This window comes from Caballeronia sp. LZ008, assembly GCF_031451435.1.
GTDB classification, from domain to species: Bacteria; Pseudomonadota; Gammaproteobacteria; order Burkholderiales; family Burkholderiaceae; genus Caballeronia; species Caballeronia zhejiangensis.
This window is the reverse complement of the sequence record NZ_JARUXK010000002.1, coordinates 156,881-182,871: the sequence shown is the minus strand read 5'-3', so window position 1 is coordinate 182,871 and position 25,991 is coordinate 156,881. Positions and strand designations below refer to the sequence as shown.

The window sequence follows — 25,991 nt, the reverse complement described above, 5'->3', positions numbered from 1 at the left end:
TTAGATTCTAACGTCGCCATCGGCGAGGTGTCGGCTGCGGCCGCGCGATGTCGGCAATCGGACTTTGTTACAAGTCTTACCGCCGACGTGCGGCAGTTTTACCGAAGGTTTTCGTAAGCCGCGGTTATACTCGGCCCGTCTCAAAAACAATCATCCGAACTATGTCAAAGCGAATCATTCGACTCGTTGCAATCGCAGCGCTCACGGCTGCTGCGTCGGTTTCGGCGATGGCCGGCGACATGAACAATGCGCTCGGCGGCGCGCTCGGCGGCGTAGCCGGCGCGGCGCTGGGCGGCGCGGTGGGCGGCAGCACGGGCGCGGTGCTCGGCGGGGCGGTGGGTGGCGGCGCCGGCGGCGCGGTCACGTCGAACCGTCGCGAGCGCACGGGCGCGATCATCGGCGGCGCGCTCGGCGGCGGTGCGGGCACGGCGGCAGGCAACGCCATGGGCGGCCGCGGCGGCGGTCTGATCGGCGCGGCGCTCGGCGGCGGCGCGGGCGCGGCATTGGGCGGCAATGTATCGCGCTCGAATTCGTACGCGGACGACTACAGCCGCGGCTATAACGGCCGTCGCGGCAAGCATCACAAGCATCATCGCCACGACTGACGTTCACGCGTCGGCATGCTGTCTGCGCGCGCCTTTCATCGCATCGAGCACGGTCCTTGAATGCGATGGATGCGCGCAATGATCACGTACGTCGCAGAGGCGCCGCTTTCGGCGTCCGCGCGCTCGCGCGCCGCTTCGCCGGCCCGAGCGCGCATCCAAACGCGAAGCGACGCGTCCTCACCGTGCGCGGGTGCGTCGACTAAGGCTTCAAAACCACCTTGATGCACCCGTCTTGCTTATCGCGGAAGGTTTCGTACATCTGCGGCCCGTCCGCCAGATTCATCCGGTGCGTGATGACGAAGGACGGATCGATCTGTCCTTCTTCGATGCGCTTGAGCAAGTCGTCGCTCCATCGATTGACGTGCGTTTGCCCCATGCGCCAGGTGAGACCCTTGTTCATCGCCGCGCCGAACGGAATCTTGTCGATCAGTCCGCCATACACGCCCGGCACCGAGAGCACGCCCGCCGGACGGCACACGTAGATCATCTCGCGCAGCACATGCGGCCGGTCGGATTCGAGCATGACGGCCTGCTTGATTCGATCGTAGATGCCGTCGAACGAGCGCGTCGCGTGCGACTCCATGCCGACGGCATCGATACACTTCTCGGGGCCTTTGCCTTGTGTCAGATCGCGCAAGCGGTCGAGCACGCTTTCGTCCTTGAAGTTGATCGGGATCGCGCCCGCCGCCTGCGCCATCGCAAGCCGCTCGGGAATGTGATCGATGACGATGACCTGTCGCGCCCCCAGCAATATCGCGCTGCGGATCGCCATCTGCCCGACGGGGCCCGCGCCCCAGATCGCGACGGTGTCGGTCGGTTCGATTTCGCAATTGACCGCGGCCTGCCATCCGGTCGGGAAGATGTCGCCGAGAAAGAGCACCTGTTCGTCGGAAAGGCCATCGGGGATCTTGATATGGGTCTTGTCCGCGAACGGCACGCGTACGTATTCGGCCTGTCCGCCCGCATAGCCGCCTGTCAGATGCGTGTATCCGAAGAGGCCGGCCGTCGTATGACCGAAGAGTTTGTCGGCGGCGTCCTTGTTCCGGTTCGAGCGTTCGCAAACGGAGAAATTGCCCCGCTTGCATTGATCGCATTCGCCGCAGATGATCGTGAACGGCACCACGACACGATCGCCCACTTTGAGGGCGGTGTTATCACGGCCGACTTCGACCACTTCGCCCATGAATTCATGACCCATCACATCGCCCGATTCCATGCCGGGCATGAAGCCATCGAACAGATGGAGGTCCGAGCCGCAGATCGCGCAAGTCGATACCTTGATGATCGCATCGCGGCCGTGCTCGATCACGGGGTCCGGAACGGTGTCGTAACGGATGTCTTTCTTGCCATGCCAGATGAGTGCCTTCAAGGTCGCCTCCTGCGGATTGATCCGATCGTCGGATAGGTGCGTCGTCGCTGCCATTCGACTTGCGCAACGCGTATTCCCGCCGAGGCATGGCACATGCACATGCACGCTTGAACGATTCCTCCGACATCAAGGATAAAGCGCGATGACAAACGGTATGGCCGACCTCTTCCGGCGTCTGACGGCAGGCGTCCATGTGATCGGCGTGGCGGACGGCGCGACGAAGAACGCGTTTACGGCGAGCTCCGTCATGCAGGTCTCGTTCGACCCGCTGCTCGTTGCGATCGCAATCAATCCGGCGCATGCGTCCTATCGGATACTGCAACGCGGACGCGCGTTCTCCATCAACGTGCTGCTTTCGGATCAGCAGACGTTGGCCGCGCACTTCGGGACACAATCGGGCCGCACGATCGACAAGCTGTCGTCGACGCCTTGGAAAACCGGCCGAAGCGGCGCGCCGATACTGCCCGATGCGCTGGCGTATTTCGACTGTCAGGCTATCGGCGATATCGAAGCCGGGGATCATCGCCTCGTGACAGGCAGCGTGATCGACGGTGCGGTGCTTTCTCCCGAAGCGCAGCCGTTGATCTATGCCGCGACGGAAGATCTGGACCGGAGCGCGCAGCTCTACGCCAAGTCGTTCAACGAATCGAAGTAGAAGTTACGCTTGCGGCGGCTGTACGTTGGAGGCGCTCAGGCCGCCGTCTACCGGCGCATCGACGCCGGTGACGAAGCGCGTCGCATGCTGGGTCGAGATTCGTTCATGGATCGATCAGGGAAAGCGGGTTCTCATTTCAGATCGGCCGGCACCTTGCCGCCGTTCTCCGCGAGCTTCGTCATGACCTGCTTGTGCAGCCAGATGTTCATCGTGGCGGAGTCGTCGGTGTTGCCGGTGTAGTGCAGTTCTTGCGCCAGCGCCTTGCGCGATTCGAGACTGCTATCGAGATCGAGCAGCTTCAGCAGATCGACGATGGACGATCGCCAGTTCAGCGCCGCGCCGTTTTGCTGCTGCTTTTGCGTGAGGATCGCAATGACGTCCACTTCGGGCAATGGCGTGACCGGTGGCCGTGCAGGCTCGACGCCGGGCGTTGCGGGCGTGCCGGCGGCGCCGCTCGCCGAACCCAGAGGCGTGCTGGTCGGATTGCCCGATGACGTCGTGCTCGATGGCGGCGCCGCATTGGGTGCCGCAGGCGGCACGGTCCCGCCGGAAGCGGTCGCCGCCGGATGGTCGTGCGGAAAGATCTTGTTCAATATGTTCGAGAAGATGCTCATGTTTTCCTCTGTGCGTCAGTGATGTCGATGTTCCGCGCATCGCGCATCGAGCGTGCCGCGCGTCTCGTCATGCGACGGGCCCGTGCACGAAGTAACGAAGCAACGGCGCGAAGGTCATCGCGTCGGTCGGCTTCGCGCAAAACGCGTCGAATCCCGCTTGCTTCGCGCGTTGCAGATCGGCCTCGCTTGCTGCCGCCGAATGGGCGATAAGAATGGTCCCGGACGTGTTCGCGTCCGCGCGAAGGCGGGCGGCGACTTCGAGCCCGGACATGTCGGGCATCCAGATATCCAGCAGGACGACTTCCGGTTTGCATCGCGTGGTCGCGTCGATTGCGCCGAGGCCGCCGTAGACGGCATCGGCATCGAATCCGCACACGGCCAGAACCATGCTGATGGCGTCGGCCGTATCCACATAGTCGTCGACGACGAGCACGCGCGGCGTGCCGGGCGCGGTTTTCGTTCTACGTGTCCAGATCGCGCATTTCGGTACCAGGTATTCGCTCACGGCACTCATGATTCGTTGGCGCATCGATAACGCTCGAACGGCGCTGCCCCGAACCGGAGCAGCGCCGCGGGTCTTACACTTCGTTCGCCTTTCCAGCGCCCAGGTCGGCGCCGGTGGTCGGATCGGCGGACGGATCCGAAGCCGTGCGCGATGCCATCGCCTGCAGCACTTCGACATCGCGTTCGGTCACGGTCACGGTGGCCGCCCCGTCGCCGCCATCGACGGCCGGTTGCGGATCTTCGACGAACTTCCAGTCGCCGCCTTCGTTCCACGGCCCGCGCGCGTCATTGCCCTTCGACATGTTGAAGTACACGCTCGTGAACTCCGGCTCGCCCGGCAGCTTGCCTTGCGGGAAGTTCGGCTGAATCGAATGAAGCGCCTTTTCAAACGACTTCTGATGCGCGATTTCGCGCGTCATCAAAAAGCCCAGCGCTTCCTTGATGCCCGGATCGTCCGTCACGTTGATGAGACGCTCATAGACGATCTTCGCGCGTGCCTCAGCGGCGATATTCGAGCGCAGGTCGGCCGTCGGTTCGCCGATGGTGTCGATATAGGCAGCGGTCCAGGGCACGCCCGCGGAGTTGGTGAGGGCAGGGCCGCCGCCATAGAGCAGCGCGGTGGTGTGCGAATCGTTGCCGCCGCCCGTGAGCGAGCGATACAGCTCGGCTTCCGATTCCACTGCTTCCGCGAGCTGGCCCTTTGCGCCCTTGTTCAGCATCGCGACGATCGAGCCGATCACTTCGAGATGGCTCAGTTCTTCGGTGGCGATATCGAACAACAGGTCCTTGCGGCCCGGATCGTCTTCGCCGACAGCTTGCGTGAAGTACCGGCACGCGGCAGCCAGTTCGCCCTGCGGCCCGCCGAACTGCTCGAGCATCAGATTGGCGAGACCCGGATTGGGCGCGCTCACGCGGACGGTGTATTGCAGACGCTTGTTATGCACGAACATTGCATGGCTCCTTTTAGGGCGCACGAAACCCTTCACGGTCCCGGCGCGAATCATCAAGGTTGGACGGTTATGCTCGCAGCGACCAAGAGGACGTCGAAGGCGTCGGTTACGGTCATGCTGCTGCAAGCCTCAGCGCGATGCATCGCGCTGGCGTATCGCGGGGGAAAGCCGCGTCGTGGAATGGAAGGCCGGCTGTCCGGATCGAGTCCGCGGCATCGGCCTGAATGGGAATCAGCAACGCGTATGCCACGCGATCCAACTGACTTCGAAGGAGCGGGCATCGACGATGCTTGATGCCGAGCGGATGAATCAACGGAGACAACCATGAACGTCAAGTCGCTTATGGGACGAACCTTCGCGTGGCCCGCACGCACGTTCAAACGTTTCAGCGCGGATCGTGCTGCGCCGATGGCCGCGAGCATCGCGTTCTATTCAGCGTTCTCGCTCGCGCCGACGCTCGTCATGGTGATCGCCGTCGCCGGCCTCGTGTTCGGCGCGGAGGCCGCTCGCGGTCAGCTCTTTCATCAGATCAACGGCATGCTCGGCAAGGATGCCGCCGCGAGCGTGCAGGCGATCGTCGAGCACGCGCATCAGAGCGGCGGAAGCGGCATTGCCGCGGTGATCTCGTTCGTACTGCTGGCCGTGGGCGCATCGGCGACGTTTTCATCGTTGAACACGGCGCTATCGATCATCTGGCCGAAAAGCGGCAGAGAAAAATCGGGCGTCGCCACGCTCGTCAAGGTTCGGCTGATCTCCTTCGGTCTCGTGATGGGCGTCGCGTTCCTGCTGATCGTGTCGCTCGTGCTGGACACCGCCGTGCAGGCAGCGGGCAAATGGGTGTTCGGGGAATCGCCGCTCGTCGTCATCGGCGACATCGTGCAGTTCGTGCTCGGTCTCGCGATCCTTTCGTGCGCTTTCGCCGCGCTGTTGAAGTATCTGCCCGATGGTCACGTACCGTGGCGCGATGCGCTCGTAGGCGGCGTTATCTCCGCGGTGCTGTTCTCGGTCGGCAAGAAGCTGTTCGCGCTCTATCTCACGCATGCCGGGACCGCGAGCGCATTCGGCGCGGCCGGGTCGCTCGCCGTGCTCCTGATGTGGCTGTATTTCGCGGCAGCCGTCATGCTGCTGGGCGCGGAAGCCGCTGCAACGCGAGTCGAGGCGCGCGAAGGCAAGACCGACGAATCGAACGAGAAGCGCGAGCCTCATGCAGCGCCGGCGACGAACGTGCCCGCCACGACACGTCCGCAAACCGCGCCCGCGATGCAAACGCGCCCGAGCGTCGCGCCGAACGGTTCGCCGGTGATCGCGAAGGTAATCGGTGCGGTAAAAGCGAACCCGAGTCGATTCGCAATCGCCGCGGCAGGCGCGACGCTCTTCGTGTTCGCGAGGGGCGGACATCGACATCACACGGAAAGACGTTCCTGAGCAACTTCGGCACGGCGGATGCTGCGAAACGCGTGAGCATTCGGCAAGGAGCCACACATGCAAGGGCATTTCGACGACCTGATGAAGCGGGCCATCTATTCAGGCTCCGCTGCGGGACTGGCTTCGGCTTGCGCCGCGTCGACCGCGGCCGTTCGCGCGGGACACGAGCCATACGCGGCGATCAACGCCGTATCCCACTGCTTATGGCCGAGAGCAATCTGGCATGAAGAACCGAGCTTCAGATACAGCGCGTTCGGCGCAACCATTCACATGGGAAGCGCGGCTTTCTGGGGCGTGTTGTTCGAGTCGTTATGCGGACCGCGTTCCCGGCCGGCGACGATCGTCGCCGCCGCCGCGACGACCGCGCTCGTCGCCTATGTCGTCGATTACCACGCCGTGCCCAAACGAGTCACGCCCGGCTTCGAAGCTCATCTGTCGAAGCGCTCGCTCGCGATGACCTACGTCGCGCTCGGCGCAGGCTTCGCGATCGCGGCGCTGATTCGCGGACGCGCGGCGCGCTGAAGGCATCGGCTGTCATCGCCATTTGTCCATCACACAGGAGCACACGATGAACAAGGATCAAAGGGAAGGGATCAAGGAACAGATCAAAGGCTGGACCGATACGGCCATCGGCACCGTGACGCGCAATGAAGATCGCAAGGTGAAAGGCGATGTCGAAATTACCAACGGCGCCAATCGCAAGGACTATGGCGATCAGAAGGACAACATCGAAAAGGGCGTGGAAGACCCGGGCGATCCGACCAACGAGTAATCGATAGCGCGCAAGCGTTGAAACAAGAGTGGCCGTATGGTGCGGCCGCCGCAACCGTAAGGAGCATCGAACATGAGCACGCCATCCCAGCAAAGCGGACAGGACCAGAAGCCCTCCGACGACGAAACCTTCACCACCGATGTCTCCGAAACGGACGACGAAGGCACGACCGTGCGCGAAGCCGAAGTGCGGAAGGACGACCTTTCCGAAGTCAAGCCGAACGAGGGCGCGGGCACGCCGGAGTAACGCACGTCATTTGTGGATGGTCGCGCGAAACGATCCCACGTCGTTGGCCGTGACCGGGCGCGCGTCGTTGCCCCACGACGCGCGCACATACGTAAGCACTTGCGCGATCTGTACGTCGGTGAGGCGTCCGGCGAAGGGCGGCATCGCCTGACGTGGCGGGCCGTGGATCGTCGCGGGGCTGTTGCCGCCTTCGACGAGCAGCCGGATCAGCGAGGTCGTATCTTCGCTGATGACCGAGGGATTGCCCGCCAGCGCGGGAAACGCATTCGGCACGCCCTTGCCATCGCTTCGATGACACTGCGCGCAAAACCCCGCATAGACCGCCGCGCCCTGTTCGGGCGCAACGTCGGGCGCGCGCGTCTTGAGACGTCCCGGCGACGCAAGCGACGGATCGAACACGCCGTCCGCCGCGCCGGTCGCGGGCAGCGTCTTCAGATAGACGGCGATCGAGCGCAGATCGTCATCGGTCAGGTATTGAGTGCTGTCCTCGATCGTTTCGACCATGCTGCCGAATGCGGCCATGCCCGCGCCGTGGCCCGTCTTGAGAAACGCGGCGATATCGTCCTGTGCGATGCGCCCGAGCCCCGAGCCGGAATCTCCGCGCAAATTCGGCGCGAACCAATTGTCGTTGACGCCGCCGGAGAGGAACGTTTTCGATGACTCGTCGTATCCGCGTTCCTGATATGCGATCCCGCGCGGCGTGTGGCACGAGCCGCAATGCCCGAGCGACTGCACGAGATAGGCGCCGCGATTCCAGCTCGCATCGCGATCGGCGTGCGGTTCAAACCGCTGCTTCGGCGCGAACGCCATGCGCCACAGAGGCAACGCCCAGCGCTGATTGAACGGAAAGGGTACTTTCGTTTCCGGCGGCCGGTGATTCACGGGCGGCACGCCATGCATCATGTAGGCGTAGAGCGCGCGCAGATCGTCGTCGCTGATCTTCACGAACGCCGGATAGGGCATCGCGGGATAAAGCCCCTTGCCGCCCGGCGCGACGCCCTCGCGCAACGCCTTCGCAAAGTCCTCGTAGCTGTATGTGCCGATGCCCGTCTCGCGATCCGGCGTGATGTTGCTGCTGACGATGGTGCCGAACGGCGACGTCATCTCGAGCCCGCCCGCATACGGCGCGCCGTTCGAGGGCGCGGTATGGCATCCGGCGCAGTCGGCGGCTTTGGCGAGATACGCGCCGCGCGCAATCAGTTCGGGCGATGGCGACGCCCTGTCGTCCGCCATGACGGCGAGCGGCCACAGAAGCAGAACGGAGAGGAAGCGGGATACGTTCATCGTTATTGGTGATACAGGTATGCGGCGATGTCACGCGCATCGATTTCGCCGACGCCGAGATCGGGCATCGCGCTCTGCGGTGAAATGCGCTGCGGAAAGCGGATCCATGTCTGCAGATTCTCCGGTGTGTTCGGCAGCTTGCCCGCGACATAAGCCCGCTCGCCGATGTTTTGCAGCGTCGGTCCGACCTTGCCGTAAGCGCCCGGCACGCCGTCGATCCGGTGACACGCGCCGCAGCCGTAACGCTGGATCGCATCGAGGCCGTGTCGCGGATTGCCGCCGGTGATCGCGTCGGCCGAAGGCGGCTTGCCCTGGCAAGCGGCGAGCGTAGCGATCAGAAGGAGCGCGATTGGAGTCGTGTGCATGTGCTCATCCTTCGCTGGCCACGTCGGCGACGGCGCGCGGCGGCGGCCGCCGCATCAGCCAGCGCGCGCCGACGAGCAATCCGCCGATCAGATACGCAAGCCCGCCCGGAACCCACATCACCAGACCGCCGAGTTGCTGATCCTGCAAGGGATCGAAGCCGAGGGCGCGCGTCGTCTCGATGCACGACGGATACCAGACACCCGGCGCGAGCGTCAGCAGCGCACCGAGCGCGCCGGTGTGGACCATCGTCGTGAAGAGGGAAAGCATCGCGTGGGCATTGGATGCGCCCTGCGCCTCCGATGCGCGGCCGAACACCGTCCACCAGAACAGCAGCGCGCTCGCCAGAAAACTGGCGTGCTGAAGCGTGTGGATGCCGGGGCGCGCGAGCGCCGCCTCGAAGAAGCGCGGCGCGTGCCAGCACCACAGCGCGGCGGCGTGCAACGTCCACGCGACGACGGGCAAGGTCAGGAAGCGCCATGGCAGTTTGATCCAGCGTGAACGCGTCGCCGCGCCGATGCGCGCTCTCGCGTTCGCGGGAAACGCCCAGAGCCACACGGCGAGCGGCCGGCCGATGACGAGCAGCGGCGCGGCCACGAGCATGAAGAGCTCGTGCTGCAGCATGTGCGCGGAGAAGAGCCATTCGCTCAATGCGTGCAGCGGCGAAACCAGCGCGACGACGAGCGTCGACCATCCGGCGGCGAACGCGATCAGCTTCGCGGTCCGCTCGCGACGGCCTTGCGCGCCGCGCTTGTTCAGCTTCAGATAGCCGGCGAGATAGAGCGTCAGGCTCGCCGCCAGCACGGCGACGATCCACGGCTCGAACGTCCACGCGAGCGGCGATGCCTCCGTCGCTGGGACGTGGGCATACGCATCGGCGGACGACAGGAGCACGCAAGGCAGCGCGCATTTCAGCAGGCGGACAGTAGCCATTGCGGTATCGAAATCGCGATCACGGAAAGCACCGACAGCGCGCCCACACCGGCCGCCACCGCCGCGATGAAACCGGCGCGTGCCGGACGGTCGCCGGTATCGGGCGTCGGCAGGGCGAGCTTACGCCGCGCGTCGCGCCAGCGCTGCCATGCGAGCAGCGTCGCGGCCACGCAGACGATCGCGCTCGCGCCGCTCACGCCGTCGAGCAACGCATGGCCTCCGAGCCGGCACGCGGGCGTCACCAGCGCGTAGTTCAAGCTGAGACAGGCGAGAACGATGAACGGAGCGCCGAGCAGCGCGAGCCAGGTTTTCATAGCCGCGCCGCCCAATAGATGACGCCGTAGATCGGCAGCCAGCTCAACACGACGAAGTACCAATAGAGCGCGTTTTCGCTGACATCGACGAGCCGCTTGCCCTCGAACGGCCCCGTAAAGAGCAGCACCGTGAGCACGGCCGTATCGACGGTATCGGTGATGAGGTGAGTCGTGTGCAGACCGAGCAGCAGCCAGATGACCGAGCCATACGCGTTCGCGTACCAGCTCACGTTGAGCGATGCGAATTCGAATCCGCGTATCACGAGGAAAATCACCGATGCGACCAGGCACACCGCGAGCCAGATCGCCGCTTTCCGGCGATCGCCACGTTCCGCCGCGTTCTTCGCGAGCTGGTTCGGCCACAGGCTGGCGAGCAGCACGACCGTGTTGAGCGTGCCCCAGAAAAGACGCGGTGGCTCGGCCGCCATCGGCCAGGCGGGGGCGCGCGTGCGCAGATAGAAGACCATCATCACCGCGATGGCGAACACCGTGCCTTCGATCAGCATCAGGCCGGCCGTGCTCCACCACATGAGGCTGCGGTGACTGAAGGCGAAGGTCGGCAACGCGCGCACGTCGAGCACGAGCTCGCCGGTGCCGTGCGCTTCGCGGCGCGTTTCGGCGTTCATGGCCGGCGCTCCCGCGCGACCGCGAGCCGGTTCTCGCCGCGACTCGGCCAGAACCAGCCGATCATCGCCACGGCGACCGGCAGCGACGCCCATACGATCGCCCACGGCGTGTAGATCGAGCCGATGAACAGAATCGTCGTGGCGACGGCGCTTGCGAACGGCCACAGAGAGGGCGTCGGAAACATCGGCCGATGATCGGGCTGCGCATCGAGCACGCTCGTCACGAGCACTTCGCGCGCATCGGCGGCGAGACCCGCGACGAAGGCCGGTTGCGCGGACGGCTCCCACAGCGGATCGCGTCCGTGCACGACCGGAATCGCATCGAAGTTATGCGGCGGCGGCGGCGACGGCACGCTCCATTCGAGCGTGCCCGCGCCCCACGGATCGGCGGCGGCGCGTTCGTCGCTGCGCATCGTCTTCACGACATTGACGATGAAAAGCAGCACGCTCAACGCGATCATGTAAGCGCCGATCGTCGCCGTGAAATTCATGCCGTCCCAGCCCATGCCGTGCGGATACGTCCACACGCGCCGCGGCATGCCTTCGAGTCCGAGCAGATGCATCGGAAAGAAGGTCACATTGAAGCCGATGAAGAACAGCCAGAATTGCCATTTGCCGAGCCGCTCGTCGAGCAAGCGTCCCGCGAATTTCGGAAACCAGTAGAAGAACGCGCCGAAGAGCGGAAACACCGCGCCGCCGAGCAGCACGTAATGCAGATGCGCGACGACGAAGTACGTATCGTGAACCTGGAGGTCGAGCGGCACCGACGCGACCATGATGCCGGTCATGCCGCCCATCACGAGGATGAAGAAGAACGCGAGGACGAACAATAGCGGCACGCGCAGATTGAGCTTGCCGGTCCATAGCGTGCCGATCCAGCAGAAGATCTGTATCGCCGATGGAATCGCGATCATCAGGCTCGCCGCCGTGAAAAAGCTCTTGCCGAGCTCGGGAATGTTCGTCGCGAACATGTGATGCACCCACAGCCCGAAGGCGAGAAACGCCGTGGCGATGAGCGACAGCACCATCGCCGGATAGCCGAATATCGGGCGGCGCGCGAACGTCGGAATGATCGACGAGATGAAGCCGAGCGGCGGAATGAAGATCAGATACACCTCGGGATGGCCGAAGAACCAGAAGAGGTGTTGCCACAGCAAAACGTCGCCGCCCTTCGCCGGGTTATAGAAATGCGTGCCGACGAGGCGGTCGAGAATCAGCGCTGTGCTGCACAGCATGACGGCGGGCATCGCGAAGATCACCATGAACTGCGTCACGAGCGTCGCCCAAACGAAGAGCGGCATGCGGTTGAGCGACATGCCGGGCGCGCGCAGCTTGAAGATCGTCGTGATGAGAACCACCGCTTCGAGCAGGCCGGAAAGCTCGGTGAAGGTAATCATCTGCGCCCAGATGTCCGTGCCCTTGTTCGGCGAGTAGTCGGGACCGGCGAGCGGCACGTAGCTGAACCAGCCGGTGTTCGGCGCGGTGTTCACGGCGAGCGCGGCGAACAGCAGCAAGCCGCCGAACAGGAACACCCAATACGCATACGCGTTCATGCGCGGAAATGCGATGCTGCGCGCGCCGATCATCAAAGGCACGAGGTACGCGGCGACGGCCTGCATCACCGGCACGGCGAAGAGGAACATCATCGTCGTGCCGTGCATCGTGAAGAGTTCGTTGTAGAGGTTCGGGCCGATCAGCCGCTGATCCGGACGCGCGAGCTGCGTGCGCATCGCGAGTGCGAGCAAGCCTGCGAGCACGAAGAACACGAAGGTCGTCACGATGAAGCGTCGCGCAATCGTCTTGTGATTGACCGCGCTCAACATGCCGATGAAGCCCGGCGGATCGCTCCAGGTTTTCGCGAGCGCATCGCGCACTTCGGGCGATGCGTGCGGACCGTCTGTCAGCGGTGCTTCACTCATTTGAGCGTCTCCATCCAGACGAGCAGCGCTTGCAGATCGGCGGGCGGCAGGCGCGTCGGCGGCATGACGGTGCCGGGCTTGAGCGCGCGCGGATCGACGATCCATCCGGCGAGATTGCCGCGATTGTTGGAAAGCGTCCCGGCCGCGATGAACTGCCTGCTCGCGACATGCGTGAGATCGGGGCCGATCGTGCCTTGCGCTTCGGTGCCGCGCACGGTGTGACAGCGCGCGCAGTCCTGGCTCATGAACACGTCGCGGCCGCGCACGGCGATGTCGTCCGATGGCGCGATGGACGGCTGGCGCTGACGGGCGGCCCACGCTTCATACTGCGCAGGCGGATCGGCGATGACCTGAAACGCCATCAACGCGTGTTCGTAACCGCAGAACTCGGCGCATTGTCCGCGATACACGCCCGCCCTGTCCGCGCGAAACTCGATGGTCGCATCGCGGCCGGGAATCATGTCTTTCTTGCCATGAAGATTCGGCACCCAGAACGTGTGGATCACATCGGCGGCTTTCAGCGACACGACCACCGGCCGTCCGACCGGCACATGGAGTTCGTTGGCGAGCGTGAAGCCGGGCGCGTCGCCATCGCTCGCGTAGCGCACTTGCCACCACCATTGATAACCCGTCATCTCGATGCGCAACGCGTTGTCGACGGGCAGGCGCGAGAGCGCGCGGTCCGTGAGGACATCGGCGAGAACGAGACCGAAGAGCAGAAACGTGGACACGCCCGTCGCGGCGACGACCCAGAAGCGCACGCGCGGCTCGCGATGCCCGACAGCGGAGAGATCCGCAGGCGTTGCGCGATTCGCGCGAGGCGCGCGCATCATCGCGATGAGACACGCGAGCAGAATCGCCGCGAACACAACGCAGCAGACGGCCAGCGTCAGATGCCACAGGTCGAGAATGCGGCTGGCTTGAATGCCTGCGGGCGTCAATGCGCTTTGCATGGGTGCATCGTCTCTATGGACAGAAAGCGGACGTGCGACCTGTTTAGCAATCGGCGTGCCGCACGCTGACGCGAGACGGGGGCATGACGGATGCTGTTTCTCTCATCGCGAGAACAGCGTGATTCAGACGGGAGAATGTCATGACCAAGGTAGCCGATGTAATGACACGAGACGTGCAGGCGATCGCGTCGGGCGACACGATTCGCCGCGCGGCCGAGCTGATGGACGAATTGAACGTGGGCGCGCTGCCGGTATGCGACGGCACGCGGCTCAAGGGCGTCGTGACGGATCGCGATATCGTGGTTCGCGCGGTATCGGCGGGCAAGGATGCTTCGTGCGCCGTGCAGGAAGTGGCGAGCGAGCCGGTGGAATGGTGCTTCGAGAGCGACGATATCGAAGACGCGATGCGCCGGATGGAACGGTTGCAGATACGCCGTATGCCCGTCGTGAACGGAGAAAAGCAACTCGTCGGGATGCTTGCGCTGGGAGATATCGCGACATGGTCGGACGGCGAAGTTGCGTCGACGCTCGGCGCGATATCGACGCCGTCCGTGCCGAGTCGCGATGAACGGAAATAGCGTCGTGTCGAAGTCCGTCCGAGCGGTACGGGATTTGCTCGCGTTGCGACAGGATGCGCGTCCCTTCAAACACCGGGAGCCGGCCGCAATCGGCCGGAATCGACAATGCTGTTTCTGTTCGTCGAAGATGATGCAAACGTCGCCGCGGCTTTCGCCGAACTGGCCGCCTCGCTCGGCCATCACGCGGACGTCGCGCGTACCGGCGGCGAGGCGCTGCGCATGACAGGCCAGACTCGCTACGACTCCGTGTTCATGGATATCGGCTTGCCGGATATCGACGGACGCAAGCTCTGCGAATTCGTGCGCTGCGCGGGCGCATCGACGGAGGCGTGCATCGTCGCGGTGACCGGTACGCGCGGATTCGACATGGATTCATCGCGTCAATTCGACGGCTATCTGCGCAAGCCCGTTACCGCATCGGAACTCACGGATGTCATCCGAAGCTGCTGAGGCGCCGTGTGTGCGACGTTGCGCGGATCGCGCGGCTACGTATCCTGCATAACATTCGCTTGAGGTGAGCGACGCTACGATCGCAGCACGACAACGCACGTGCGCCTTCATGAACCGATACTTCACCAACACGCAGGGCGCCATCCGCCGCATCATCGATCTGAAGCGCAACGGGCCCGAGGCGAGCCGCGCGAACGTCGTCGGCCAGCAGAAGGACGGCAGGGAAGTCCACGGACTCGAGCAAGTGCTTCTTCACTTGCGCATCGGACGCATCGCCCATTTCACTTGCAGCAGTTCATATGTTCAGGAGATCGTCTTCGTCAGCTAGCGACGAAGACGGCATTCGTTAGCGTCCCCTGATCGCATAGAGCCGCGTCGGTAACGCGACGGGGCTTTGCGGATCGAACCAGTTCATGTCGGGAATGCGCGAATCCGTGACGTAGATCGTGCCGTCCGCGCCTTCCGAGAACGTGTCGGGCCAGACGAGACGCTTGTCGCGCAGCAGCGTCGTGAAGCGATCGCCGTCACGCACGCGGATCGCGTGATGTTCGACCGACGACACGTAAAGCCGTCCGCGCTCGTCGAACCAGAGACCGTCCGCGGGACCGTCGATGCCGACCGCTTCGACGCGCGACGAAACCTGCTGCGCGCTCAACTGCGCGTTCTGAAGCGCGTCGGTCGCGATGCGATACAGCGTCTTGCCCTTCACCGCCTGCCAGTACAGATAGCGCCCATCGGGCGTCAGCGCGATGCCGTCGGCGGAAAAGCTCACGCGCCGTCCGTCGGTCTGCTGCAGCGGCTTGCCGTCGACCTTCACGGTCACGCTTTTGTCGGCCTGCGTGCTCGGGTCGCCGTCGAGCACGCGGCGCGCCGAGCCGGACGCCGTATCGACAACGACGATCGCGCCGCGTACGCCCGAATCGGTGATATAGACGAAGCGGCCGTCCGGGCTGAGGCGGACATCGTTGAGATAGCTGCCTTGCGGTGCGATCGTTTCATCGAACGAATAGACATGCGCGACGCGGTTCGATGCCAGATCGATCTGCACGAGCTTCGGCGCGCCCGGCACGACGAGCGACTGCGCCGGCGCACCCGGATCGATGACCCAGAGATTGCCGCGCTTGTCCGCGACGACGGACTGAACGCAGACCCAGTGATCCTGCGGCGTGACTTCATCGCGACGTGAATTGCGCCAGCTATTCCAATCGGCATCGGGATAGGGTCGCAGATCGCCGGTGCTGCCGAGCTCGGCGACGGATATCGGCGCGTCTTCCGTCCAGCGCGGAAAGTTGACGAAGGTGCGGCCATCGGGCGTCACGGTGACGCCGGTCACTTGATGCTCGAAGGTCGCGACGAGCTGAAGCCTGGCATCGCCGCCTTGCCGGTCGTGTCGGCTGGCGGTTTCCTCTGCGCTGGCCATCGGCGAGAGGGCGGCGAGGCTCAGAACGAGGAGGGTTTTGACGAGCGGTCTCATGATCGGCTCCGATTCGGGGATGCGCCATTTCAGCAATCGCAATGCCGTGGCATGGGCACAGGCGATGCTCGCATCGTGCAAACCTCTCAGCGACTCAAGCCGAATTGACAATCATACGAAGACGCCCCCGACGCATCGGCCGGTTCGATGCGCTGCGCATGTGCGTGCAATCGCTCATCGCGAGCGTGCTGACGTATGCGTGCATGAATTTCATCGGTTCATCGAGTACAACGTGGGGCGTTTTTTCCAGTCTGTTCGCGCTGCAGGTGAGCTTCGACCGAAGCCTCAAGTACGGCGTAGGCCAGATGATCGGCGCGGCAATCGGCACCGTGGTGGGCCTCGCGACGCTGCATTTCTTTCCCGATGCCGCCGATGCCTTCCCGCGGCTCGGTCTCGCGACGCTCGTCACATGCCTTGCGTCGACGCTCTTCCCGACGACGAACTACAGCATCGTCGTGGCGGCGGCGCTCGCGCTCGAACCATCGGCGGGCGTTGCAGGCGCGGTGTCGCGCGCCGAAGCGATCGCGCTGGGCGCGGCCATCGGCATCGGTGTGTCGTCGAGCGTGTGGCCGCAACTGTCGCGTTCGCGCGCCTTCGAGATCATGGGCGAGCTTCTCGATGACTGCCGTGCGTTGCTCGCGACGATGCCGATCCTCGGTCCGCTCGAAAACCGCGAACGCGTCGATGCGCTGCATGAGCGCTTTCTGCGCCATCTCGTCGAAGCGCGCGCGGTCTGCGGCGAGACGCGCGTGCGTGCGCGCTTCGAAACCGGATCGTCGCTCGGCGCCGCGCTCGTCGCTTTCGAAACGCTATGGCATGGACTGGTGCTGCTCGATCGCATCGGGCAATCGCAATGCGGCTGGCTGACGAACGAGGAAACGGAGCCGCTCGCGGAGCGCATCGAACTCGTGCGCGATTGCGCAAGCGGCTATCTGCAGGCACTGGCTGCATGGATGCGCGGCGGCGCACCGCTGCCGCCTGCCGAACGCTTCCTCGGGCCGCTGAACGATGCGTCCGCTGCCGTCCAATCGGATATCGCGAACGTGATTCTCGGCTACGCGAACGACTCACGGCAGTTGCAGGCGTTGTCGACGCTGTCGTTCGCACTGGAACAGATCAAAGCGAATCTCGCGAATATCGCCGGCGTGCTGGAAACACGCTTCGATCGATCCGCGTAAGCCGTTTGCAAGACGACGGCACACCATCTGCTCTGTCTTCCGACCACCTACGGCAATCGGATATGAGCAAGAACAGCAAAGCGAACAAAGGCATGCCCGCGCCCGATGACCGGCAGGCGCTTCTGACCGAACTGCGCCGTTGCAAAATGGCGCGCTCGCCGCACGCGTACGTCAGGGGCAATACCGAACGATTCTATGAGTGGGTGATGGAGGCGAACGGCGATTCGTTGCCTCGCGGCCCGGCGGTGTGGATTTGCGGCGACTGCCACACGGGCAATCTCGGACCGATTGCCAATGCCAAAGGTAAAGTTGAAATCCAGATTCGCGACCTCGATCAGACGGTGATCGGCAACCCGGTGCATGACGTCGTTCGTCTGGGCTTGTCGCTTGCGACGGCTGCGCGCGGATCATCGTTGTCGGGGCTGAACGTCGTGCGAATGATCGAGGCGCTGGCCGCAGGATATGAATCGGCATTCGCGGATGAAGTCATCGACATCAAGCGTCCCGAACCCGTTCACGTGACGATGAAGGAAGCCGTGCATCGATCGTGGCAGCATCTCGCGCGCGAGCGCATCGAGGACCTGCATCCGACGATTCCCTTGGGCAAACGCTTCTGGCCGCTTGCCGGAGACGAGCGAAAGGCGATCGAAGCGCTCTTCGCCGATGAGGACATCGCAAGCCTGCCGACGAGCCTGAAGGGACGCAAGGATTCGGGCGAGATCGTCGTGCTGGACGCGGCGTACTGGGTGAAGGGTTGCAGCTCGCTCGGCCGTCTGCGTTATGCGGTCCTGCTCGATGTCGATGGTGGCGTCGTCGAAGGCGACGACCTGTGTCTGATGGACATCAAGGAAGGCGTGAAGGCCGCCGCGCCCCGTTACGACGACGTCGCGATGCCGCGCGACAACGCCTTGCGCGTCCTCGAAGGCGCGCGAAACCTGTCGCCGTTTCTCGGTGAACGCATGCGCGCGGCCCGCCTGCTCGATCGCGGCGTGGTGATCCGCGAGTTGTTGCCGCAGGACATGAAACTCGAGATCGAGCAACTCGGCAAGGATGACGCGATGCACGTCGCGCACTATCTCGCGGGTGTCGTAGGCAAGGCGCATGCGCGTCAGATGGACGACGCAACGAAGCGCGAGTGGCGAGCCGAACTCGGCCGCAATCGATCGAAGACCATCGACGCGCCGCTATGGCTTTGGAACAGCATCGTGCAGTTGGTGAGCAGCCACGAAGCGGGCTACCTCGAGCATTGCCGTCGTTACGCGACCGACGCGTGAGGGTACGCATCGCTTCAAAGCATCGGCATATGCAGATGATGCGGATCGGCCATCATGTCCGCCACGCGCCTTAGCGCTTCGCGGCAATCCTCGCGATCCTGTGGCCCGCCGAGACACAGCCGCAGCGCATTCGGCGGATTGCCATCGGTAGAGAACGCGGCGCCGGCCACCGCGCCGATGCCTTGATTGCGCAACTGCAACGCGAGTTCCGGCGCGCTCCAGTCGGACATCGAAGGCACGGGCAGCCAGAGATGAAACCCTTGCGGATCCGCGTCGAAGGCGAGACCTCGAAGCTCCGCCGACGCGATAGCCTGCCTCGCCGCCGCTTCATCGCGAATGGAATCGAGCACGTCGGCGGCGGTGCCATCGTTGATCCATTGCGTTGCGAGCAGCACGGTGAACGGGCTCGGCATGACCGACGTCGCCCGCAACGCTCCCGCGATGCGCTGAGTCTGCCGCGACGTCGGCGCCTTCAGATACGCGACACGCAACCCCGCGCCAAGCGTCTTCGATAAGCCGGTTACGTGATACGTGAGTTCCGGCGCGAGTTCGGCAAGCGTGGCGGGTGCATCGCAAGGCAACATGCCATAAGGCTCGTCCTCGATGATCGGCACGTTATAACGCAAGGCCACATCGGCCAGCGCTTCGCGCCGCTGCCGCGTCAACGTCAACGTGCTCGGATTCTGCAAGGTCGGATTGCAATAGAAGCCGCCGGGCTTTTCCGTTCTGCACAATGCCTCGAACGCATGCGGCAGCGGCCCTTCATCGTCGCGCAACACGGCTTGCAGACGCACGCCCAGTTGCGATGCGATCGCCTTGATCCCCGGATAAGCGAGCGAATCCAGACAGATCATTTCACCCGGCCGCGCAAGCTGCGAAACGAGCGCGACGAGCGCGCCATGAATGCCGGGACAGACGAGCACGGTATCGACATCGACATCGGGAATGCGTGCCTTGAGCCACTCGCGGCCCGCAACGCGATCCGCCGTCGTGCCGCCGAAGTCCTGATAGCGCAGCAACTGAAACGGATCGGCTCGTTCCATCAGACTCGCCGCCGATGCACGCAGCCGCGCCGCGAGCGCGGGCGGTTCGGGTGGCATGTTCATCGACATCTCGACACTGCTGCCGCCCGCGAGCGGCAAGGTCTGCGTCCTGCCGCGCACGAACGTGCCGCTGCCCGCGCGTGAATCCAGCAGGCCGCGTTTGCGCGCTTCGGCATACGCGCGCGCGACGGTCGTGTAGTTGAGCCCGAGCAGATCGGCGAGGTCGCGCAGACCGGGCAGCCGGTCTCTCGGACGAAGCCGGCCGCTCGCCAAGTCTTCCTCGATCAGATCGGGAATCGTCAGATAAGCGGGCTTTCTGCTGTCTTCGAGCTTCCTGACCCAGTGATGCGCAAGCTGATTCATGACCGCGATGTCTCCGGCGATGGTTCGGATGACCTTAGCATGACAAAACAATCGATCGCAAAGAGATCGCATGCGTTGATCGCACTTGATTGCATTGATCGCATCGATGCACGGCTTCGGTGTGCCGCGCACCATGCACACGCTTTTCTGCGCTGAAATCGTGCGTGGGGTAGGCGGGCATGAGCGAGGCGGCGCGTCGCGAAGGCCCGTGAATCAAGGCTTCCGCAAAAAAGTTTCGCTTCGCGCATGCAAGATCGTTTTGCTTGATTGCAAAGTGATTGCATTTCGCGGGCCAATCATTGGCATATCCGTTGCGTTTTAGCGTTCGCCGTCGCGATGAATGCGATCGACCACGATCGAGAGCGACGGCTCGTTCGCGAACCCATACATCGGAGAATGCCATGCCCGCAGTCAATCAACCGCTTCACAAGAACGGCGACTTTCTGGTCGACTACGAAGAGAAAGTCTTCGAGGATGTGAAGGCCGAACCCGGCGAAAAGGCGCTCGTCACGTTTCATACGGTTGCGTTCGAAGGCTCGATCGGCTTCGTGAACATGCTGCAGGCCACGCGTCTGCAACGCAAGGGTTTCGATACGTCGGTGCTGCTCTACGGTCCCGGCGTCACGCTCGGTCTGCAACGCGGTTTTCCGACGCTCGGCGACGAAGCCTTCCCCGGCCATCTCAACTTCAACAAGCAACTGCAGAAGTTCATGGCCGAAGGCGGCAAGGTGTACGCGTGCCGCTTCGCATTGCAGGCGCTTTACGGACACGGCGAAGCCTCGCTGATCGAAGGCATTCGTCCGATCAACCCGCTCGACGTGCTCGATCTCCAGCTGCTTCATCGCAAGGAGAATGCGCTCGTCATCCATACGTGGACCGTGTGACGATCATGGCCGATGCCCTTTCGAAAAAGCGCATCGTGCGCGCCGCCGCCGTGCAGATCACGCCGGACTTCGAGCGTCCGAACGGCACGCTCGACCGCGTCTGCACGGCCATCGACGAAGCCGCGGCGCAGGGCGTGCAGCTCATCGTGTTCCCCGAGACCTTCGTGCCGTATTACCCGTATTTCTCGTTCGTGCGCGCGCCGGTGGCATCGGGCGCCGATCACATGAAGCTCTACGAGGAAGCGGTCGTGGTGCCGGGGCCGGTCACGCAGGCGGTGGCCGAACACGCGCGGCTCGCGAACATGGTCGTCGTGCTCGGCGTGAACGAGCGCGATCACGGCAGCCTGTACAACACGCAGCTCATCTTCGATACCGACGGCAAGCTGCTGCTCAAGCGCCGCAAGATCACGCCGACGTTTCATGAACGCATGATCTGGGGACAAGGCGACGCAGCCGGTCTCAAGGTCGTCGAAACGGGCGTCGGACGAGTCGGCGCGCTCGCGTGCTGGGAGCACTACAACCCGCTCGCGCGCTATGCGCTGATGACGCAGCACGAAGAGATCCATTGCAGCCAGTTCCCCGGCTCGCTGGTCGGTCCGATCTTCGCGGAGCAGATCGAAGTGACGATCCGCCATCACGCGCTCGAATCGGGCTGCTTCGTCGTCAACGCGACGGGCTGGCTCACCGATGCGCAGATCGAAGCCGTCACGCCCGACCCGAATCTGCAACGCGCGCTGCGCGGCGGCTGCAACACGGCGATCGTCTCGCCCGAAGGCCAGCATCTCGCCGAGCCTTTGCGCGAAGGCGAGGGCATGGTGATCGCCGATCTCGACATGGCGCTCATCACGAAGCGCAAACGCATGATGGATTCGGTCGGTCATTACGCACGGCCCGAACTGCTGAGCCTCGCGATCAACGATCGCCCGGCATCGCCCGTCACTTCCTTCAAGGACACCGAACACGATGAGCGCCCGAGAGAACCTGCCGGCATCGACACGGCAATTGATGACTGAGCTTCAGTCGACGGGCCTGCGGCTCGTCGATCCGCGCGCGGGCGTGTCGAGCCGGCGCGGCGGCGCGGGACCGTCGGATCACAAGGCGGTCACGGTCGATGGCGTGACCATCATGGTGCCCGTGCATACGAGCACCGCGTGGGAATCGCCGTTCGTCGCCGGGGAGCCCGATGCGAACGGCAAAAGCGCGCTGATGCGCAACACCATTCCGATCGCGAGCATCAGCTTTCCGAAGACGCCGCGCTTCTATGCGATGCAGACGCTCGACGGCGTGCCTTACTCGCACATCGCGACGCTGCATAGCGCCGACGTGCTCGCGACGACCGTGCTGCAAACCTGCATCCGCTACGAGAGCCGGCGCAAGTCGTGCAAGTTCTGCGCGATCGGCCAGTCGCTCGCGGCGGGGCGCACGATCGCGCGCAAGACGCCGGAGCAGCTTGCCGAAGTCGCGCGCGCAGCCGTGCTTCTCGATGGCGTCAAGCATATGGTGCTCACGACCGGCACGCCGCCCACATCCGATCGCGGCGCGCAGATCCTTTGCGAAAGCGCGTTCGCGATCAAGGCCGCGGTCGATCTGCCGATCCAGGCGCAATGCGAGCCGCCCGACGACGATCGCTGGTTCGAGCGCATGAAGGCAAGCGGCATCGACACGCTCGGCATGCATCTCGAAGCGGTGACGCCTTCCGTGCGCGAACGCATCATGCCGGGCAAGGCGACGGTGCCGGTCGCGCGTTACATGGAAGCCTTCGGGGCGGCGGTCGCCGTATTCGGACGCGGACAGGTGAGCACGTACATTCTCGCGGGGCTCGGCGACAGCGCGCAGGCCATCGTCGATACGGCGCGCGAGCTCATCGCGCTCGGTGTGTATCCGTTCGTCGTGCCCTTCGTGCCGATCAGCGGCACGCCGCTCGAAGATCATCCCGCGCCCACGCCCGAATTCATGCGCTCGGTGCTGGCGCCCATCGGCGCGATGCTCGCAAACGCCAACATGCGTTCCGCCGATATCAAAGCGGGCTGCGGCAAATGCGGCGCGTGCTCGTCGCTTTCTTCGTACGAGGTGTGACATGTTCGTCGAAGCCATCGAGGGCGATGCATTCGATCTCGCCTATACGCCGGTCGAATATCGCGTCAAGTGGGCGACGCTGCCGTGGGAAGCGGATGAAGCGTACAAGCTGCGCCGCGCGGTGTTCTGCATCGAGCAGGGCGTGTTCGTCGGCGACGATCGCGACGAGATCGACGAACGCGCGCAACTGCTCGTTGCGCTGAGTTGCGTCGCGGGCATGCCGGAGCAGGTCGTCGGCACGGTACGCATCCACGAGACGCAGCCGCGCGTGTGGCTCGGCTCGCGGCTCGCCGTGCACGCCGCTTTCCGTTCGCACGGCAAGATCGGCTCGACGCTGATCCGGCTCGCGGTGTCGAGCGCACACGCGCTCGGATGCGAGACTTTTCTCGCGCATGTGCAGGCGCAGAACGTGCCGCTTTTCCGGCGTCTGCGCTGGGACACGCAGCGGGAAGAGACGCTCTTCGGCCGCCCGCATCATCTGATGCGCGCGCAACTCGATGCGTATCCGCCGTGCGTCACGCCGCAAAGCGGATTCGTCGCGCTGGCGCGGAGGCCGTCGTGAACGCGCTGGCCGGTCTCGTCGAACGCTTGCGCGAGAGTCGCGGCTTTCGTCACAAGAGCGATATCTCGGGCGTGTTGTCGCGGCTGCCTGAAGGCGCTCAGGCCGTGCCGATAGGCGACGACTGCGCCGCGATTCCCGATGGCGACGGCTATCTGCTCTTCGCCATCGAAGGGCTGGTGAGCGACTTCGTGCGCGCGATGCCGTGGTTCGCGGGCTACAGCGGCGTGATGGTGAACGTGAGCGATATCTACGCGATGGGCGGACGTCCGATCGCCGTCGTCGATGCGCTGTGGAGCGGCGACGCGCAAGCGGCATCCGAGGTGCTCGCGGGCATGGCGGCGGCATCGTCGGCGTATGGCGTGCCGATCGTCGGCGGCCATAGCAACGTGCGCAGCGACGGCGCGCAGCTCGCGGTGGCGATCGTCGGGCGGGCCAGGAAGCTTTTGACGAGCTTCGACGCGCGCCCCGGCGATGCGCTCGTGATGGCCGTCGATTTGCGCGGCCGTTTCGAGGAGCCTTATCCGTTCTGGAATGCATCGGTCGGCGCGCCTGCTGGCCGCGCGCGCGGCGATTACGAACTGCTGCCCGCGCTAGCCGAAGACGGCCTGTGCGATGCCGCGAAGGACATCAGCATGGCGGGCGTGCTCGGCACCGCGCTGATGTTGCTCGAATGCTCGAAGGCCGGCGCGCGCATCGATCTCGATGCGTTGCCCTGTCCCGAAGGCGTCGATTTCGAGCGTTGGCTCACGGCGTTTCCGAGCTTCGGCTTCGTGCTGTCCGTGCGTCCCGAACAGGTCGATGAAGTGCTCGCGCGCTTTGCTTCGCGCGACCTCGCGAGCGCGGTGATCGGCGAAGTGGATGCATCGCGTGAAGTCGTGTTGACGCGCGACGGCGATGCCGCGTTGCTATGGAACCTGCACGAGGCGCCGTTCATATGCGCGCGATGAACCCCGCAACCGAGGCTACACCATGCCAGTGATGCATTTTCTGATTCGTTGGCCCGACGGCGTCGAGGCGAACTGCTATTCGCCTTCGACGGTCGTCGGCGAGTATTTCGCGGCAGGCGAAAGCTATAGCGTCGGCGATTTCGTCGCGCGTTCGCGCGAGGCGCTGCACATCGGCTCGGAGCGCGTGCGGGAGAAATACGGCTTCGCGTGCTCGGCCGCGCTCGATCAGCTTGCGCGCATCGAAGAGGATGCGAGCCGCTTCAGCGAAGCGCACGAGGCACGCGTCACCGTGCTGGCGCTCGATTGACTCACTTGTCGAATGGTAGAGGGATTGAATATGTCGAACATCGATTCAGCACAGACCGCGCCGGCGCATTACAGCGTGATCGTCATCGGCGGCGGACAGGCCGGGCTTTCGGCCAGCTACTTCCTGAAGCAAGCCAGCATCGATCATCTCGTGCTGGAGAAGCACAGCGTCACGCACACATGGCGCACGCAGCGCTGGGACACGTTCTGCCTCGTGACGCCCAACTGGCAATGCGCGTTGCCGGGGCATCCGTATCAGGGCGCGGACCCGCACGGCTTCATGAAGAAGGACGAGATCATCGACTATCTCGATGCGTTCATCGCCAAGGTGAATGCGCCGGTGCTCGAGGACGCGGCGGTCACGCGCGTCACGCGCGACGCGCAAGGACGCTTCGCCGTGACGAGCACGCGCGGCGCGTTCACGGCGGATCAGATCGTGGTCGCGTCGGGCGGCTATCACACGCCGATCGTGCCGCGCATGGCCGAGCGTCTGCCCGCTGACATCGTGCAGGTGCAGTCATCGGAATATCGCAACGCCGGTGCGCTGCCGCCCGGCGCGGTGCTCGTCGTCGGCTCGGGTCAGTCAGGCGCGCAGATCGCGGAAGATCTGCATCTGTCGGGACGCAAGGTTCATCTCGCGGTCGGCGAGGCGCCGCGTTGCGCGCGGTTTCATCGCGGTCGCGATGTCGTCGACTGGCTCGCGGACATGCGCTATTACGACATGCCCGTGACCGATCATCCGCTGCGCGAAGGCGTGCGCGACAACACCAATCATTACGTCACGGGCCGCGACGGCGGACGCGACATCGATCTGCGCCGCTTCGCGCTCGAAGGCATGGAACTGTTTGGCCGGCTCGAAGACTTCCGTGACGGCAAGCTGCGTTTCGCGACCAACCTGCGCGCGAATCTCGATGACGCCGACGATACCTATAACCGCATCAACGCGAGCATCGACGGTTTCATCGCGAAGCACGGCATCGACGCGCCTCCCGCCGCGCCTTATGTACCCATCTGGCAGCCGCAGGAAGAGCGCGCGGAGCTCGACCTGCAGGCGAGCGGGATCACATCGATCGTATGGTGCATAGGGTTCACGCCGGACTTCGCGTGGCTCGATGCGCCGGTGTTCAACGGACGCGGTTATCCATCGCATACGCGCGGCGTGACGGCGGTGAAGGGCCTCTATTTCGTCGGCTTGCCGTGGCTGCATACGTGGGGCTCGGGCCGCTTCTCCGGCGTGGCGCGCGATGCGCAATACATCGTCGATGCGGTGTGCGCCGAGCGGGCAAACGCGCCGGAGCGCGCGTCGATCGCGTGCGCGTAAAGG

31 protein-coding genes are annotated in these 25,991 nt (G+C 64.3%); 18 read left to right on the top strand and 13 right to left on the bottom strand.

Going from position 1 to position 25,991, the window contains the following annotated elements:
* The first annotated feature begins 161 nt into the window (after positions 1–161).
* Positions 162–605, top strand: a complete 444-nt coding sequence (locus QCE49_RS15220) for a hypothetical protein (RefSeq protein WP_175982183.1) — start codon at positions 162–164, stop codon at positions 603–605.
* Positions 606–804: 199 nt separating this feature from the next.
* Here the strand turns inward: QCE49_RS15220 and QCE49_RS15215 are convergent, their stop codons facing one another.
* A complete protein-coding gene (locus tag QCE49_RS15215; protein WP_175982182.1) occupies positions 805–1,974 on the bottom strand; it encodes a zinc-dependent alcohol dehydrogenase in 1,170 nt (389 codons plus the stop codon).
* Between the two features lie 142 nt (positions 1,975–2,116).
* On the opposite strand from QCE49_RS15215, the gene QCE49_RS15210 reads away from it, so the two are divergent.
* On the top strand, positions 2,117–2,629 hold the full coding sequence (locus tag QCE49_RS15210; protein ID WP_250460741.1) for a flavin reductase family protein: 513 nt from the start codon (positions 2,117–2,119) through the stop codon (positions 2,627–2,629).
* 131 nt (positions 2,630–2,760) lie between these two features.
* Here the strand turns inward: QCE49_RS15210 and QCE49_RS15205 are convergent, their stop codons facing one another.
* The 3 genes from QCE49_RS15205 to QCE49_RS15195 form a co-directional block, all read right to left on the bottom strand.
* Positions 2,761–3,243: a DUF3597 domain-containing protein gene (locus tag QCE49_RS15205; protein ID WP_175982181.1), complete on the bottom strand. Its 483-nt coding sequence runs from the start codon at positions 3,241–3,243 to the stop codon at positions 2,761–2,763.
* Positions 3,244–3,310: 67 nt separating this feature from the next.
* Complete coding sequence (locus QCE49_RS15200) at positions 3,311–3,757, bottom strand: response regulator (RefSeq protein WP_008345755.1); 447 nt, start codon at positions 3,755–3,757, stop codon at positions 3,311–3,313.
* Positions 3,758–3,821: 64 nt separating this feature from the next.
* On the bottom strand, positions 3,822–4,697 hold the full coding sequence (locus QCE49_RS15195; protein WP_008345754.1) for a manganese catalase family protein: 876 nt from the start codon (positions 4,695–4,697) through the stop codon (positions 3,822–3,824).
* Between the two features lie 324 nt (positions 4,698–5,021).
* Here QCE49_RS15195 and QCE49_RS15190 point away from each other — a divergent pair, with 324 nt between their 5' ends.
* The 4 genes from QCE49_RS15190 to QCE49_RS15175 all read left to right on the top strand — a co-directional run bounded on the left by QCE49_RS15190 (position 5,022) and on the right by QCE49_RS15175 (position 7,140).
* Entirely contained in the window at positions 5,022–6,122 is a 1,101-nt protein-coding gene (locus QCE49_RS15190) for a YihY/virulence factor BrkB family protein (RefSeq protein WP_008345753.1), read from the top strand.
* Positions 6,123–6,179: 57 nt separating this feature from the next.
* On the top strand, positions 6,180–6,644 hold the full coding sequence (locus tag QCE49_RS15185; protein WP_008345752.1) for a hypothetical protein: 465 nt from the start codon (positions 6,180–6,182) through the stop codon (positions 6,642–6,644).
* Positions 6,645–6,690: 46 nt separating this feature from the next.
* Positions 6,691–6,894 (top strand): CsbD family protein, encoded by a 204-nt coding sequence (locus QCE49_RS15180; RefSeq protein ID WP_250458522.1) that lies wholly within the window; start codon positions 6,691–6,693, stop codon positions 6,892–6,894.
* Positions 6,895–6,966: 72 nt separating this feature from the next.
* Positions 6,967–7,140 carry a hypothetical protein gene (locus QCE49_RS15175; RefSeq protein WP_008345750.1) on the top strand — a complete coding sequence of 58 codons (174 nt, stop codon included), beginning with the start codon at positions 6,967–6,969 and terminating at the stop codon, positions 7,138–7,140.
* Between the two features lie 6 nt (positions 7,141–7,146).
* On the opposite strand, the gene QCE49_RS15170 is transcribed toward QCE49_RS15175, so the two are convergent.
* The 7 genes from QCE49_RS15170 to coxB are packed head-to-tail and all read right to left on the bottom strand — an operon-like array spanning position 7,147 to position 13,532.
* Positions 7,147–8,424, bottom strand: a complete 1,278-nt coding sequence (locus tag QCE49_RS15170; protein WP_250437854.1) for a cytochrome c — start codon at positions 8,422–8,424, stop codon at positions 7,147–7,149.
* A gap of 2 nt (positions 8,425–8,426) precedes the next feature.
* Positions 8,427–8,789 (bottom strand): cytochrome c family protein, encoded by a 363-nt coding sequence (locus QCE49_RS15165; RefSeq protein ID WP_008345748.1) that lies wholly within the window; start codon positions 8,787–8,789, stop codon positions 8,427–8,429.
* Positions 8,790–8,793: 4 nt separating this feature from the next.
* On the bottom strand, positions 8,794–9,720 hold the full coding sequence (locus QCE49_RS15160) for a cytochrome c oxidase assembly protein (RefSeq protein WP_250458520.1): 927 nt from the start codon (positions 9,718–9,720) through the stop codon (positions 8,794–8,796).
* The gene (locus tag QCE49_RS15155; RefSeq protein WP_033535647.1) at positions 9,699–10,034 is read right to left on the bottom strand and encodes a hypothetical protein; all 336 of its coding nucleotides are present in this window, start codon (positions 10,032–10,034) and stop codon (positions 9,699–9,701) included. The genes QCE49_RS15160 and QCE49_RS15155 overlap by 22 nt, the downstream gene beginning before the upstream one ends.
* Positions 10,031–10,660 (bottom strand): cytochrome c oxidase subunit 3, encoded by a 630-nt coding sequence (locus tag QCE49_RS15150; RefSeq protein WP_175982175.1) that lies wholly within the window; start codon positions 10,658–10,660, stop codon positions 10,031–10,033. Before QCE49_RS15150 ends, QCE49_RS15155 begins: the two co-directional genes overlap by 4 nt.
* Entirely contained in the window at positions 10,657–12,579 is a 1,923-nt protein-coding gene (gene ctaD, locus QCE49_RS15145; protein WP_034471079.1) for a cytochrome c oxidase subunit I, read from the bottom strand. The genes QCE49_RS15150 and ctaD overlap by 4 nt, the downstream gene beginning before the upstream one ends.
* Positions 12,576–13,532 carry a cytochrome c oxidase subunit II gene (gene coxB / locus QCE49_RS15140; RefSeq protein ID WP_250458518.1) on the bottom strand — a complete coding sequence of 319 codons (957 nt, stop codon included), beginning with the start codon at positions 13,530–13,532 and terminating at the stop codon, positions 12,576–12,578. Before coxB ends, ctaD begins: the two co-directional genes overlap by 4 nt.
* 140 nt (positions 13,533–13,672) lie before the next feature.
* On the opposite strand from coxB, the gene QCE49_RS15135 reads away from it, so the two are divergent.
* The 3 genes from QCE49_RS15135 to QCE49_RS15125 all read left to right on the top strand — a co-directional run bounded on the left by QCE49_RS15135 (position 13,673) and on the right by QCE49_RS15125 (position 14,888).
* On the top strand, positions 13,673–14,110 hold the full coding sequence (locus tag QCE49_RS15135; protein WP_250458508.1) for a CBS domain-containing protein: 438 nt from the start codon (positions 13,673–13,675) through the stop codon (positions 14,108–14,110).
* A gap of 105 nt (positions 14,111–14,215) precedes the next feature.
* Positions 14,216–14,560, top strand: a complete 345-nt coding sequence (locus QCE49_RS15130; protein WP_008345740.1) for a response regulator — start codon at positions 14,216–14,218, stop codon at positions 14,558–14,560.
* A 109-nt stretch (positions 14,561–14,669) separates the two neighbouring features.
* On the top strand, positions 14,670–14,888 hold the full coding sequence (locus QCE49_RS15125; RefSeq protein WP_250458505.1) for a hypothetical protein: 219 nt from the start codon (positions 14,670–14,672) through the stop codon (positions 14,886–14,888).
* A gap of 18 nt (positions 14,889–14,906) precedes the next feature.
* Here the strand turns inward: QCE49_RS15125 and QCE49_RS15120 are convergent, their stop codons facing one another.
* Complete coding sequence (locus tag QCE49_RS15120; protein ID WP_250458503.1) at positions 14,907–16,034, bottom strand: major royal jelly family protein; 1,128 nt, start codon at positions 16,032–16,034, stop codon at positions 14,907–14,909.
* Positions 16,035–16,192: 158 nt separating this feature from the next.
* On the opposite strand from QCE49_RS15120, the gene QCE49_RS15115 reads away from it, so the two are divergent.
* Together QCE49_RS15115 and QCE49_RS15110 are read left to right on the top strand one after the other, a co-directional pair.
* Positions 16,193–17,212, top strand: coding sequence for an FUSC family protein (locus QCE49_RS15115; RefSeq protein WP_250442203.1), 1,020 nt, complete (start codon positions 16,193–16,195; stop codon positions 17,210–17,212).
* Positions 17,213–17,274: 62 nt separating this feature from the next.
* Entirely contained in the window at positions 17,275–18,486 is a 1,212-nt protein-coding gene (locus tag QCE49_RS15110; protein WP_250437863.1) for a DUF2252 family protein, read from the top strand.
* A gap of 14 nt (positions 18,487–18,500) precedes the next feature.
* Here QCE49_RS15110 and QCE49_RS15105 read toward each other — a convergent pair whose 3' ends face one another.
* Complete coding sequence (locus QCE49_RS15105; protein ID WP_008345729.1) at positions 18,501–19,892, bottom strand: PLP-dependent aminotransferase family protein; 1,392 nt, start codon at positions 19,890–19,892, stop codon at positions 18,501–18,503.
* 401 nt (positions 19,893–20,293) lie between these two features.
* On the opposite strand from QCE49_RS15105, the gene QCE49_RS15100 reads away from it, so the two are divergent.
* From QCE49_RS15100 to QCE49_RS15070, 7 genes are read left to right on the top strand one after another with little or no spacing between them, the layout of a single operon-like run.
* The gene (locus tag QCE49_RS15100; RefSeq protein ID WP_008345727.1) at positions 20,294–20,776 is read left to right on the top strand and encodes an MSMEG_0572/Sll0783 family nitrogen starvation response protein; all 483 of its coding nucleotides are present in this window, start codon (positions 20,294–20,296) and stop codon (positions 20,774–20,776) included.
* 5 nt (positions 20,777–20,781) lie between these two features.
* A complete protein-coding gene (locus QCE49_RS15095) occupies positions 20,782–21,789 on the top strand; it encodes a Nit6803 family nitrilase (protein WP_033535685.1) in 1,008 nt (335 codons plus the stop codon).
* On the top strand, positions 21,782–22,852 hold the full coding sequence (locus tag QCE49_RS15090; RefSeq protein ID WP_250458501.1) for an MSMEG_0568 family radical SAM protein: 1,071 nt from the start codon (positions 21,782–21,784) through the stop codon (positions 22,850–22,852). The genes QCE49_RS15095 and QCE49_RS15090 overlap by 8 nt, the downstream gene beginning before the upstream one ends.
* Before the next feature lies 1 nt (position 22,853).
* Positions 22,854–23,414, top strand: coding sequence for an MSMEG_0567/Sll0786 family nitrogen starvation N-acetyltransferase (locus QCE49_RS15085; RefSeq protein ID WP_008345722.1), 561 nt, complete (start codon positions 22,854–22,856; stop codon positions 23,412–23,414).
* Positions 23,411–24,361, top strand: a complete 951-nt coding sequence (locus QCE49_RS15080) for a sll0787 family AIR synthase-like protein (protein ID WP_250458499.1) — start codon at positions 23,411–23,413, stop codon at positions 24,359–24,361. Before QCE49_RS15085 ends, QCE49_RS15080 begins: the two co-directional genes overlap by 4 nt.
* Before the next feature lie 22 nt (positions 24,362–24,383).
* Positions 24,384–24,668, top strand: coding sequence for an MSMEG_0570 family nitrogen starvation response protein (locus tag QCE49_RS15075; RefSeq protein WP_008345717.1), 285 nt, complete (start codon positions 24,384–24,386; stop codon positions 24,666–24,668).
* Positions 24,669–24,698: 30 nt separating this feature from the next.
* Positions 24,699–25,988: an MSMEG_0569 family flavin-dependent oxidoreductase gene (locus tag QCE49_RS15070; RefSeq protein ID WP_008345715.1), complete on the top strand. Its 1,290-nt coding sequence runs from the start codon at positions 24,699–24,701 to the stop codon at positions 25,986–25,988.
* The last annotated feature ends 3 nt before the right edge of the window (positions 25,989–25,991 follow it).